The 11770-nt window shown below is 72.6% G+C and carries 11 protein-coding genes; 8 read left to right on the forward strand and 3 right to left on the reverse strand.

The genetic code is table 11. The features are described from left to right. Positions 1-17 precede the first annotated feature (17 nt). Positions 18-482: a Crp/Fnr family transcriptional regulator gene (locus tag OG819_RS33210; protein WP_266638598.1), complete on the reverse strand. Its 465-nt coding sequence runs from the start codon at positions 480-482 to the stop codon at positions 18-20. A gap of 198 nt (positions 483-680) precedes the next feature. On the opposite strand from OG819_RS33210, the gene OG819_RS33215 reads away from it, so the two are divergent. The 4 genes from OG819_RS33215 to OG819_RS33230 all read left to right on the forward strand — a co-directional run bounded on the left by OG819_RS33215 (position 681) and on the right by OG819_RS33230 (position 6106). Beyond that, on the forward strand, positions 681-1589 hold the full coding sequence (locus OG819_RS33215) for a universal stress protein (protein WP_266652295.1): 909 nt from the start codon (positions 681-683) through the stop codon (positions 1587-1589). Between the two features lie 22 nt (positions 1590-1611). Then, on the forward strand, positions 1612-4242 hold the full coding sequence (ppdK, locus tag OG819_RS33220) for a pyruvate, phosphate dikinase (RefSeq protein WP_266652297.1): 2631 nt from the start codon (positions 1612-1614) through the stop codon (positions 4240-4242). A 28-nt stretch (positions 4243-4270) separates the two neighbouring features. Further along, positions 4271-5095: a universal stress protein gene (locus tag OG819_RS33225; RefSeq protein ID WP_266652299.1), complete on the forward strand. Its 825-nt coding sequence runs from the start codon at positions 4271-4273 to the stop codon at positions 5093-5095. Between the two features lie 129 nt (positions 5096-5224). After that, entirely contained in the window at positions 5225-6106 is an 882-nt protein-coding gene (locus OG819_RS33230) for a universal stress protein (protein WP_266652301.1), read from the forward strand. Positions 6107-6340: 234 nt separating this feature from the next. Here OG819_RS33230 and OG819_RS33235 read toward each other — a convergent pair whose 3' ends face one another. Then, positions 6341-7492 (reverse strand): site-2 protease family protein, encoded by a 1152-nt coding sequence (locus OG819_RS33235; RefSeq protein ID WP_266652303.1) that lies wholly within the window; start codon positions 7490-7492, stop codon positions 6341-6343. A gap of 18 nt (positions 7493-7510) precedes the next feature. Beyond that, a complete protein-coding gene (locus tag OG819_RS33240) occupies positions 7511-8356 on the reverse strand; it encodes a CBS domain-containing protein (protein WP_266652305.1) in 846 nt (281 codons plus the stop codon). A gap of 207 nt (positions 8357-8563) precedes the next feature. Here OG819_RS33240 and OG819_RS33245 point away from each other — a divergent pair, with 207 nt between their 5' ends. The 4 genes from OG819_RS33245 to OG819_RS33260 are packed head-to-tail and all read left to right on the forward strand — an operon-like array spanning position 8564 to position 11760. Continuing rightward, positions 8564-9019, forward strand: coding sequence for a hypothetical protein (locus tag OG819_RS33245; RefSeq protein WP_266652307.1), 456 nt, complete (start codon positions 8564-8566; stop codon positions 9017-9019). Positions 9020-9024: 5 nt separating this feature from the next. Continuing rightward, positions 9025-9933 (forward strand): hypothetical protein, encoded by a 909-nt coding sequence (locus OG819_RS33250; protein ID WP_266652309.1) that lies wholly within the window; start codon positions 9025-9027, stop codon positions 9931-9933. Further along, positions 9920-11341 (forward strand): V-type ATPase 116kDa subunit family protein, encoded by a 1422-nt coding sequence (locus tag OG819_RS33255; protein ID WP_266652311.1) that lies wholly within the window; start codon positions 9920-9922, stop codon positions 11339-11341. Before OG819_RS33250 ends, OG819_RS33255 begins: the two co-directional genes overlap by 14 nt. Continuing rightward, the gene (locus OG819_RS33260) at positions 11338-11760 is read left to right on the forward strand and encodes an ATP synthase subunit C (protein WP_266638589.1); all 423 of its coding nucleotides are present in this window, start codon (positions 11338-11340) and stop codon (positions 11758-11760) included. The genes OG819_RS33255 and OG819_RS33260 overlap by 4 nt, the downstream gene beginning before the upstream one ends. The last annotated feature ends 10 nt before the right edge of the window (positions 11761-11770 follow it).

The raw sequence follows: 11770 nt of genomic DNA on the forward strand, positions 1-11770 counted from the left end.
GGTGGATTGCGACGTGGTCAACTGAGACTTCCGCTGCCGTAGGGCGCGTACATGTCCAACAGCCGGGTCCTGGCCGACCGCAGTCGGCGGGCGACCGTGTCTCCCACCCACTGGCTCACGGCCATGCCCAGCGCCGGATCGGCCTGGCACATGGCGCGTACGACTTCGGCCTCGAACTCGTACGCGCGCACCGGGCTCGTGGCCTCGGCGCCCAGGTGCCAAGTGTGCGGTCCGAACAGCCAGGACCAGCCGACGAGTTCGTTGTGCCCGACGGTCTCGATGACGGTCGCACGGCGGCCGGGCACGCGCATGTCGAGGGCCACCGTGCCGGTACGGATGATCCAGAACCGGTCCGCTCGCCGGCCCTCCTCGAACAGACGCGTTCCCAGCGGGAACGACACCTCCCGGGCGATGTGCATCAGCCGCTCGCCGTGCTCGGCGGGCAGCGCTCGCAGCATGCTGGAAGTGGGGGAAGCGTTCATGATGGTGTCCTCTTCCTCGAGCTCCTCTTCCAGGAGCGCGACCCTGCCACCTCCAATCTCTTCCCCGGGCCGCCCTTCCACCATGGGCCGAAGGGCCCCTCGGAAGGGCCTGCCCGGCCCCTGCACCCGAGCACGGCCCGGTATCAGGCTCGATGGGAGAAGAGGAATCCACCGGCATGCACGCAGGAGGTGCGGACCATGCTTCGACACGTCGCCGCGGGGATCGACGGTTCTCCCGAAGGCCTGGCCGCCGCACACTGGGCGGCCAGGGAAGCCATGCGCCGAGGCACGGCGTTGCGCCTGGTGCACGCCTGGGAGTGGCAGCCGCGGCCGGCCCCGAGCGTCCCCGCGGACATGTCGCAGCGGTCCTGGGCCGAGGACATGATGGCGCAGGCGTCGGACAGCATGCGCGCCGCACATTTCGGCCTGCAGGTCATCAGCCACTCGGTCGCCGACGCACCGGTCGGCGCCCTGCTCGCGGCGGCCGAAGAGGCCGATCTGCTGGTCCTGGGCTCCCATGGGATCAGCGGTGTCGCGGGCTTCCTGACCGGATCGGTGTCACAGCGGGTGGTCGCCAGGTCACCACGCCCCGTGGTGCTGGTGCGGGCGGGGGAATGCACCGCCGACGAGCACTTCTCGGCGGTGGACGGAATCTCCCCCGACGAGATACCAGAGACTCCGTACCGCGAGGTCGTGCTCGGCCTCGACACGGCCCGGCCCTGCGACGAACTGATCGAGTTCGCCTTCGACGCCGCCCGACGCCGTGCCACCCCGCTGCGCGTGATCCATGCCTTCAGCCCTCCGCCCGCCTTCGCGGCGGTCGACAGGCTCGCTCGGGCGAACGGCCCCGAGCTGCTCGCCGAGCACGAGCGTGCCGTGGTCGCGACGCTGCGCCCCTGGTGCGAGAAGTTCCCCGAGGTCGCCGTGACCGAGACCGTCACCGAAGCACGCGCGGCCGGCGAGCTGATCCACGCATCGGCCGGCGCGGCCCTGCTCGTGGTGGGACGCCGGGTGCGCGAGACCCGGCTCGGCACCCACCTCGGCTCCGTCGCGCACGCCGTACTGCACCACGCGCCCTGCCCCGTCGCCGTCGTCCCGCATGCCTGAACAGCCTCGGAGGATCAGAGAGATGACCAGGTACGTGTATGAGTTCTCCCAGGGCGGCCGTGACATGGCGGACCTGCTCGGCGGCAAGGGAGCCAACCTGGCGGAGATGACCCGGCTGGGACTGCCGGTACCGCCCGGCTTCACCGTCACGACCGACGCCTGCCAGGAGTACCTGGCCACCGGTGAGGAACCGGGGGAACTGGCCGCCCAGGTCGCGCACGCGCTGGTGGAGTTGGAACGACGCACCGGCCGCGAGCTGGGCGGCCGTGACAAGCCCCTGCTGCTGTCCGTGCGTTCGGGCAGCAAGTTCTCGATGCCCGGGATGATGGAGACGATCCTGGACATCGGCCTCGGCGACGCATCCGTCCTCGGGCTCGCCAAGGCCACCGGTAGCGAGCGCTTCGCGTGGGACTCGTACCGCCGCCTGCTCCAGATGTACGGCCGCACGGTCCTCGGCATCGCCCCGGAACTGTTCGACCGGCGCGTGAGCACCGACGACCCCGCCCGGCTCGTCGAGGACTACAAGCAGGTGATCCGGGACGCGACGGGCGAGGTCTTCCCGCAGGACCCCGGTGCGCAGCTGTACCGCTCGATCCGGGCGGTCTTCCGCTCCTGGAACAGCGAGCGCGCCCGCCTCTACCGCCGCCGAGAACACATCCCCGACGACCTGGGCACCGCGGTGAACATCCAGGTCATGGTCTTCGGCAACCTCGGTCCCGACTCCGGCACGGGAGTCGCCTTCACCCGCGACCCGGCCACCGGCGCCCGGGGTGTCTACGGCGACTACCTGCAGGACGCCCAGGGCGAGGACGTCGTTGCCGGCATCCGCAACGCCGTGCCCCTCGCCGAACTGGAGCGCCTTGACCCGCCCTCCTACCGGAAACTCATCGGCCACATGGACACGTTGGAGCACCACTACCGCGACCTGTGCGACATCGAGTTCACCATCGAGCGGGGCACGCTCTGGATGCTCCAGACCCGGGTCGGCAAGCGCACCGCCGAGGCCGCCTTCCGTATCGCCGAGGCGCTCGTCGACGAGGAACTGATCGGCGAGGACGAAGCGCTCGCCCGGGTCTCGGGCGCGCAGCTCGCACGCCTGATGTTCCCCCGCTTCGAAGCACACGCCGAGACCAGGCCGCTTGCCCACGGCGTCCCGGCCTCCCCCGGCGCCGCCGTCGGAGCGATCGTCTTCGACTCGGCCGAGGCGGCGCGCCGCGCCGCGACGGGGGAGAAGGTGATCCTCGTACGCCGGGAGACCACCCCCGACGACCTGCCGGGGATGGTCGCGGCCGAGGCCGTGCTCACCAGCCGTGGCGGCAAGACCAGCCACGCGGCCGTGGTGGCGCGCGGCATGGGCAAGGTGTGCGTGTGCGGTGCCGAGGAACTCACGGTGGACGTCGAGGCACGGACGCTCACCGCACCCGACCGGACCGTGCTCGCCGAAGGCACGGTGCTCTCCGTGGACGGCACGGCGGGCACGGTCCACCTCGGGGCACTGCCGCTGACCGACTCGCCGGTGGGCCGCTTCCTGGACACCGGGGAACGCGACGGGGTACTGACCGAGGCCGTGGCCCGCACTCTCGAACACGCCGACTCCGTAAGCCGCCTGGGGGTGCGTGCCAACGCCGACACCCCCGAGGACGCGGCCCGCGCCCGCCGCTACGGAGCCGAGGGGATCGGCCTGTGCCGCACCGAGCACATGTTCCTCGGCGAGCGGCGGAGTCTGGTCGAGGCGATGATTCTCGCCGAGGACGAGACCGGGAGGCGCGCCGCCCTGGACGCGCTGCTGCCGCTGCAGCGGGCCGACTTCGCCGGCATCCTGGCCGCGATGGACGGGCTGCCGGTGACGATCCGGCTGATCGACCCACCGCTGCACGAGTTCCTGCCCGACCGCACCGAACTCGCCGTCCGTGTCGCCACCCACCCCACCGCGCACGACCGGCGCCTGCTGGCCGCCGTGGAGCGCACGCACGAGAGCAACCCGATGCTCGGGCTGCGCGGCGTGCGCCTCGGACTCGTCGTTCCGGGGCTGGTCGAGATGCAGGTACGGGCGATCGCCGAAGCCGTCGTCGAGCGGCTGCGGGACGGGGCAGACCCCCGGGCCGAGATCATGGTGCCGCTGGTCGGCGCGGTCGAGGAACTGCGGATCGTACGGGCGGCTGCGGAGCGCGTACTCACCGAGGTGTCGAAGGCCTCCGGACTCACGGTCGACTGCCCCATCGGCACGATGATCGAACTGCCCCGTGCCGCGCTGACCGCCGGCCGGATCGCCGAGGCCGCCGACTTCTTCTCCTTCGGCACCAACGACCTGACCCAGACGGCGTGGGGACTGTCCCGCGACGACGTCGAGGCATCCTTCTTCCCCGCCTACCTCGCCCAGGGCATCTTCGTCACCTCGCCCTTCGAGACCCTCGACCGGGACGGCGTCGGCCGACTGGTCCGGATCGCCGTCGAGGAGGGCCGCGCGACGAACCCGAGCCTGAAGATCGGCGTCTGCGGCGAACACGGCGGAGACCCGGACTCCATCCGCTTCTTCCACGACACCGGCCTCGACTACGTCTCCTGCTCGCCGTTCCGCGTACCCGTCGCCCGCCTGGAAGCGGGCCGCGCGGCGCTGGCGAACCGGGCGGACGGGGCGTCCGCGGCCACCTAGACGACACCGGCCAAGGGGAGGGAAAGACATGACCACCCGTCATGTGACCGTCGGCGTGGAAGGCACGCTCATCGCCGTACGGGCGCTGGACCGGGCTGCCGAGGAAGCGGTGCTGCGCGGCGCCCTGCTGGACATCGTGTACGCCGTGCCCGACCTCGACGAGGCCGGCCCGGTAGTGGCGTCCGCAGCTGCCCGGGTACACGAGCGGCACCCCGGCCTGCCCGTCACGGCCTCCGCCTTCGAGGGTAGACCGGTCCAGGCGCTGGTTCAGCACGGTCGGGACGCTGAGCTCACCGTGGTCGGGACGCGAGGGCTCGGCGGTGTTGCCGGCTTACTGTTCGGCTCGGTGAGCCTGCGGCTGGCCGCACGGACGCGCGGTCCGCTGCTCGTCGTACGCGGGAACCACCGGTCCGCCCGCCGCGGTGAGGTGTTGTTCGGCATGGAAAGCGACGCCGACGCGGATGCCGCGACATACGCCTTCGCGGAGGCGGCGCGCCGCGGGGTCCGGCTGAGCGTACTGGACGCCGCGGCCGCTCGACGCCCGAAGCCCGCACCACCGGCCCTGAGTCCCACGGATCGGGCGCGGGACGATGCCGTTGTGCGAGTACCGACCGAACAGGCTGTACCGCGCGGTGCGGTTGCCGGGCTGCGACAGAGCCACCCCGAGGTCGAGGTGTCGGTCCGCACGGTCGACTCCGGCCGGGCGCACTCACTGCTGGAGGCGACCCGCGAAGCCGCCGTCGTGGTCGTCGGCGCCCACGGCCGCCCCCATCGCATCGGGCCGTACCCGGGCCCGGTCACCACCACTCTGCTGCACCACTCCCACTCCCACTGCCCGGTCGCGATCGTGTGAACGGACCTTCGTGGGGCAACGGGGCACGTGCCGGATGGGCCGTTCGGCCCGAGACCGGGACCTGCGGCCCCTCCTGACGTGGGCCTGCCACCCGGAGACTGAGTCACATCCCCCTGAGGAGGTCCGCACATGTCCCGCAACGTCACCGTCGGTCTGGACGGTTCGCCCGAGAGTCTCGCAGCCGCAGACTGGGCCGCCCACGAGGCGCTGCTGCGCGACGCGCCCCTGCGCCTCGTGCACGCCTGGCAGTGGCAGCCCTACACGTACTCCCCGCTCGCGGGCGCCTGCGTGCCGCCCGCGGACGACCCGCGGAGCGAGTGGGCCGAGCGTCTGCCGCGGGAGACCGCCGCCCGGCTTGCCGAACGCCACCCCAGCCTGGACGTCATCGCCGAGCGGATCCCGGAGCAGCCCGTCACCGCGCTGCTGGGTGCCGCCGAGGAGGCCGATCTCCTGGTGCTCGGATCCCGGGGCCTGGGCGGAGTCACCGGGTTCCTCGTCGGCTCCGTGGCACTCGCCGTCGTGGCCAGGACCGAGCGGCCGGTCGTCCTCGTACGAGCCGGCGAACGTGCCGCGGACGACCACCTCAAGGACGGTGTCGTGCTCGGCCTCGACCTGGAGCATCCGGACGGTTCCCTGATCGGCTTCGCGTTTGAAGCCGCTTCCCGGCGCGGGCGGACCCTCCGTGTCGTCCACGGATGGAGCCTGCCGTCCTCTTACGGCTACGGCGGCGTCTTCGACGTCGACCTCGACGCGCAACTGCGCGCGCAGGTCCGGCACAACATGATCGAGGTACTGCGGCCCTGGCGGGAGAAGTTCCCCGACATCGAGGTGAACGAGCAGGCCGTGGTCGGCAGCGCGGGCTCCCACCTGGTCGACGCCTCCCGGGACGCGGCACTCGTCGTCGTCGGGCGCCGCAACCGCCGTACGCCGGTCGGCCCGCACATCGGACCGGTGACGCAGGCGGTGCTTCACCATGCCGCCGCCCCGGTGGCGGTGGTCCCGCACGCCTGACCGGGCACACGGCGGCGGTCAGGCGTGCGCGAGCCTGGACTCAGGCGTTCCGGCCCGGCCGCTGTCATCCGCTCTGAGGCACGACCGCCACCGGGCAGTCCGCGTGATGGAGCGGCCACCTGCCCGCCACCGGTCCAGCGGAGCCACGGCGACGACCTCCTTCGCACCGGGCTGCCCCGTGGCGATGGTCCCGGGCGGTGAGCCCCACCACGCCGGTGGCGCCGCACCCCTGAGTCACCCCGGCAGCTGACCGAGGGAGCGCCGCGTGGCGTCGCTCAGCGTGTGTTGCTGGAGCAGTCGCATCAGGTCGTGCGGGGTGACGATCCCCACGAGGCGCCCGCCGTCGACGACCAGGATCCGCATCCCGGCCTGTGTGTGGACCCGTCCGAGAACGTCGTTGAGCAGTTCGCCCGGGGCGGCCAGGGTGAGTTGCGACAGTGGCGTGGCCACGTCGCGTACACGCACCGTCGCCCGGCTGCCGGCCGGCACGGTGGCGATTGTGCGCATCTGGACGATCCCGGTGGGGCGGCCGTCCAGGTCGAGCAGCGGTATCGCCGAGTGACGAGCCCGAACCGCGACCTCGTCGATGAACCGGTCCACGGTCAGCCAGTCGGATGCGGTGGTCACCGGACTGGACATGGCCTCGACCACCCGCACCCCGCGCAGCGCCGCAGTGAGGACGGCCCGTTGTCGTTCGGCGCCGGCGGTGACGGCGATGAACAGGCCGACGAAGGCCAGCCACAGACCACCGGTCGCCCCGCGCAGCAAGGCCAGCCAGCCGACGGCCATCAGCAGCATCCCGACGACCTGACCGCCGCGGTCGGCCGCCAGCTCGGCGCGTTCGCGCTCCCCGGTGCGCCACCACAGCGCGGCGTGCAGCACCCGCCCCCCGTCCAGCGGCACGGCGGGCAGCAGGTTGAGCACGCCGAGCAGCAGGTTGGCCCAGCCCAGCCAGACGAGGAGGGCCGCGAGTACCGCCCAGCCGGAGACATTGTGCAGGCCCGTCCCCGCGGCGAGGACGACGCCACCGATGAGCAGGCTGGTCACGGGTCCGCTCGCCGCCACCGCCAGCGCCACCGGGGCGCTGCCCGGCTTACCCGTGCGGGTCATTCCGCCCATGGCCCACAGGGTCACGTCCTCCACCGGGACGTCGTTCCTGCGGGCGGTGGCCGCGTGCGCGGCCTCGTGCAGCAGCAGGCTCGCCACCAGCAGCACGGCACCGGCCAGACTCATGAACGTGTACACGGTGGTCGACCGGCCGGGAAGCCACGCGGGCAGCGTGTCGTGCCCCAGTCCGTATGCGATGAGAACCACCAGCAGCGGCACACTCCAGTGCATGCGCAGCGGCACCCCGAAGACCCGGCCGATCTGGAACGAACCGTTCATTGGTGCCGCCGCCCTCGGTCAGCGCGCCGTGAAATGTTCGGAGACCTCGACCACGTCGTCGATCTCCTCGATGGATTCGAGCAGCTTCGGGATGAGCGATCCGTCCACCTCGCCGCTCACGCTGACCACGCCGTTCTCCACGGTCACCTCGAAGGCGCCGGGGTCGAGAAGCAAGCCCTGACGGATGATCCGCGTCTCGATCTCCTCGCGGATCTTCGTGTCGTCGCGCACCAGAGCCCGTACCAGGTCGATCCGGCTCACCACGCCCACCAGACGGTCCCTGTGATCGATGACCGGTAGCCGCTTGAGGCGCGAACGCGCGGCCAGCCAGGCGGCGTCGGCCACCTTCGTGCCGGGAGCGACCGTGATCGCCGGGGAGGTCATGAGGGCGGCCGCGGTCTCCCCGCGGCCCTTCTCGTACAGGCGGTGCTCCCGGAGGCGGCGAACCGGACCGGGGTGAGGGACCGCGACTTGCGCCGCTGCCTTGGCCAGCAGGTCGGACTCGGAGACCACGCCGATCACCCGGCCGTCGGCATCGACCACGGGCACGGCGCCGAGGTGCTCACGGGACAGTGTCCGGACGATCTCAAGGAAGGATGTTTCGCCACGTACGGAGACGGCCGGCACGCTCATCACCTCGCGCACACGCGGGGTGATGGGGACCGACTTGTCCTCGTCGAGGACGGGTCGCGGCGCCTTCGGGGGAGGGGGCTGCTCGCCGGCGCGCGCCGCGGAAGCGGTCGCCACGGCACTCAGATAGCGCAGCATCAGATCCTGACGGTTCTCCTCGCCGGGCCTCCAGCCGCGTCCGGGCACGACCTTCCGCGCCTGCCGCTCCACGGAACCACGTTCGAGTCCACTCATGGCAGCCTCCCTGAAGCGCGGGGCCGAACCCTTTACAGGACCAGTCTCACGCCGGTGGAACGGCTGAGCACAGGGCCGGTCGGCCCCCGGCCGGGGACGGGCGGCCCTACTCCGCGAGCTGCGTTCCTCCCTAACGTGGACACTGGACTGGGAGCGACGCGACCGACTCGTAGGAGCGCTGCTGTGGCGGGATTTCGGGATTTCCTGATGCGGTTCCGGCCAGTGGGGCTGCCCGGTCCGGCCGCCGCAGGAGGAGTGCCCGCCGACCGGTCGGCCGAGCTCGCCGCCGAGCTGGAGCCGCCGCTCGTACTCCTGGAAGAGGCCGAGGCCGAGGCGCGAGCCGTACGGGAGCAGGCGGACGAGGAGGCGGCTCGGCGCCGTCGGGCGGCCGAACGGACCGCCCAGGACATCGTCGAACAGGCCCGAGTCCGTGCACCGGTCGTACGGCAGCAGAGCGCCGCCCTGATGCGCGACGCCACCAAGGCCGAGGCCACGGAGCTGCTCGCGGCCGCCGCGCGCGATGCCGATGCCCTGCGTCGCCGGGTTGAACTCCGCACGCCCGCACTCGTGGACCGTGTCGTGGACGCTCTGGTCCAGGAATTGACGGCCCCGGACGACGAGCGCCAGGAAGGGGGCTCGCCACCGTGGGCGCCGGGTGGGTAGCGGGCGTGACGCGGTCCAGGGCCATGCTGTCCAGGTGTCTGGGCGCCGGGGCCCAGGACGTGGCCGGCGCCGCGACACTCGACGACGCGCTGAGGTATCTCGGTGCCACGGCGTACGGGCACGATCTCGGCTCGGAGGCCGACCTGGCCGACGCACAGCGGGCGGTGTCGGCGACCCTTCTGTGGCATCTGCGGGTGCTCGCCGGATGGCAGCCCCGCGCGGGCGCCACCGTCGTCCGGCTCCTCGCCTCCGGATTCGAGATCGCCAACGTGGACGACCACGCCTGCGCGCTGTCGGACGCGACCCCCTCCCCGCCCGCGCGGCGCCCCTACGGACTGGGTGCGTTGGCGACCGCGTGGCCGAGGCTGTCCCGCACCCGCTCACCGGCCGAGCTGCGGGACGCCATGGTCGGCTCCGCGTGGGGCGACCCGGGAGGCGACTCCCCGGCCGCCGTCGCCATCGGCATACGGATCGCCGCCGCCGGGCGTACCGCGGCGGCCGTGCCTCCCGCGTTGCGCTGGGCGGCCGGCCGGGTCGCCCTGCTGGTGGGCCGCGAAGTGTTCCTCGCCGACCGCACCTTGACGCTGCCGACCGCACGCCGCGCCGCCCGGGTGCTGGGCTCCGAGGCCGTGGGAGCGGCCTCGTTCGCCGAGTTCCTGCGACACCTGCCGGCCGCGGCGCGCTGGGCGGTGGAAGGCATCGACGCCCCCGCGGATCTGTGGCGGGCGGAGACCCGGTGGTGGTCGAGGTTGCGGCAGGACGGCCTTGAGCTGCTCCACGGCTCCAGCCTCGATTCCTCGCCGGTCGTGGGCGCCGTCGCCGTGCTCTCGGCCGACGCGTGGAGGGTACGGGCCGCTCTCGAACTGGCCGCGCGGGGCGGCGGATCGATGGAGGTGCTCGATGCCCCGGCCTGAGGTCGCGAGGCCGGTCCGTATGCAGCGCGTGGCGATCGTCGCGCCGCAGGCGACCCTTCGCGACACGCTGGTCCGCATCGCCGAGGCGGGCAATGTCGAGATCGATTGGCTCGACGACCCTACGCACGCGGCACCGGGGCCGGCCGCCCGCCGCCTTGAGCGACTGCGCACCCAGTCGGTCGACGCCGTTCTGTGCGCGACCCCGCCGGACCTCGACGCTCTCGAACAGACCGGTCGTGCCGACCTGCTGGTGGGCGAGGCACAGCTGGAGGAACGGATCGCCGGCGCGGTCCGACGCGGGACCGTGGCCGCGCTCGCAGGCTGGTGTCCCGCCGCCGACGTGCACCCCACAGCCGCACGGCTCAGCGACATCGGCGGCGTCCTGGTGCCGCTGCCGACCCCCGGCGGCACCGACCCTCCGACGCTGCTGCGCGTCACCGGCCCGCTGCGTCGCTCCTTCACCCCGCTGGTGCGCACCTACGGGACCGTGGCCTACGCGGACGTCGATCCGACCCTGCCCGCGGGGATCGTCTACGTAGTGATGTTCGGCGTGATGTTCGGCGACGCGGGGCACGGGGCGCTGTTGCTCCTCGCCGCCCTGCTGCTGTACCTCGGCCGACCCCGCCGGCTGGCGCCGCTGCGGCGGCTGTGGCCGTTCGTGGCCGGAGCCGGGCTGGCCAGCACGCTGGCGGGCATCGCCTACGGGGAGTTCTTCGGTCCCACCGGTGTCCTGCCGGTGCTGTGGCTGAACCCACTGGACCAGCCGATGCGGCTGCTTGTCGCCGCGGTCGCGCTCGGCGCCGTGCTCCTGGCGCTGGCGTATGGAATGGGGACCGTGAACCGCTGGCGGGAGGGGGGCCCCGCGCACGCCCTGTGTGCGGCGTCGGGCATTGCCGGTGCCGCGCTCTTCATCGGTCTCGCCGTGCTGCTCGCCGGTGCCTACCTGGGTCGCGCCGCCTACGCGGTGGGGGGCGCCGTGCTCGCGCTCATCGGTCTTGCGCTGGCGGGTTCCGGGCTGTTCACGGCTTCCGCGGGCGGGTTCGGCGGGGCCGTGCAGACCGGCGTCCAGCTTTTCGACGTCGTCGTGCGTATCGGCTCGAACGTGGTCTCCTTCGCACGGCTGGCGGCCTTCGGACTCACCCACGCCGCGCTGGGCGAGATCGTGTGGCACGGCACGACGGAGCTGGCCGGCAGGGGACCCGTGGCACTGCTCCTGGCCGTGTTCGTCTTCACCGTCGGCAACGTCCTCGCCTTCGCGCTGGAGGCACTGGTGGCCGGGGTGCAGGCGCTACGGCTGGAGTTCTACGAACTGTTCTCGCGGGTCTTCGAGACCCAGGGCCGCCCGTTCCGTCCCTGGCAGGTTCCCGTACAGCAGACACCCGTACAGCACACGGAGGTGGCGTCGTGATCGCCTGGCTCATCGTCCTGCCCGTCGTCGCGGCGGCCTTCCTCGGCACCCGCCTGCTGCTGCGGCGGCGCGGCCGGGCCGCCGTCCGGCTGATCGTCGCCGCCGACGCGGCCCTGCTCGTCGGCGCACTGGCTCTGCTGACCGTGGCCCTGAGCGACGCCCCCGCGCAGGCATCGGGCAGCCAGGCCGCCGCCCAGGCCTCGGGTTCCGGCTCGGCGGCTCTGATCGGGGCCGCGATCGCGGTGGCCGGGGCGTCGATCGGCGCGGCCATCGCGGTCGCCTACACCGGAGCCGCCGCGCTGGCGGCACTGAGCGAACGGCCCGAGCTGTTCGGACGGGCGATGGTCATCGTCGGACTCGCGGAGGGCATCGCCATCTACGGCCTCGTCGTCGCGATCATCCTCATAGGGAAGGCGTGACCGTGGGACG

Source organism: Streptomyces sp. NBC_01549, assembly GCF_026339955.1.
In the GTDB taxonomy this organism is placed as follows: domain Bacteria; phylum Actinomycetota; class Actinomycetes; order Streptomycetales; family Streptomycetaceae; genus Streptomyces.

Excerpts from the sequence above, each read along its gene's own strand:
- OG819_RS33210 (WP_266638598.1), bottom strand. The coding sequence starts at position 482 with ATGAACGCTTCCCCCACTTCCAGCATGCTGCGAGCGCTGCCCGCCGAG.
- OG819_RS33215 (WP_266652295.1), top strand. The coding sequence starts at position 681 with ATGCTTCGACACGTCGCCGCGGGGATCGACGGTTCTCCCGAAGGCCTG.
- ppdK (WP_266652297.1), top strand. The coding sequence starts at position 1,612 with ATGACCAGGTACGTGTATGAGTTCTCCCAGGGCGGCCGTGACATGGCG.
- OG819_RS33225 (WP_266652299.1), top strand. The coding sequence starts at position 4,271 with ATGACCACCCGTCATGTGACCGTCGGCGTGGAAGGCACGCTCATCGCC.
- OG819_RS33230 (WP_266652301.1), top strand. The coding sequence starts at position 5,225 with ATGTCCCGCAACGTCACCGTCGGTCTGGACGGTTCGCCCGAGAGTCTC.
- OG819_RS33235 (WP_266652303.1), bottom strand. The coding sequence starts at position 7,492 with ATGAACGGTTCGTTCCAGATCGGCCGGGTCTTCGGGGTGCCGCTGCGC.
- OG819_RS33240 (WP_266652305.1), bottom strand. The coding sequence starts at position 8,356 with ATGAGTGGACTCGAACGTGGTTCCGTGGAGCGGCAGGCGCGGAAGGTC.
- OG819_RS33245 (WP_266652307.1), top strand. The coding sequence starts at position 8,564 with ATGCGGTTCCGGCCAGTGGGGCTGCCCGGTCCGGCCGCCGCAGGAGGA.
- OG819_RS33255 (WP_266652311.1), top strand. The coding sequence starts at position 9,920 with ATGCCCCGGCCTGAGGTCGCGAGGCCGGTCCGTATGCAGCGCGTGGCG.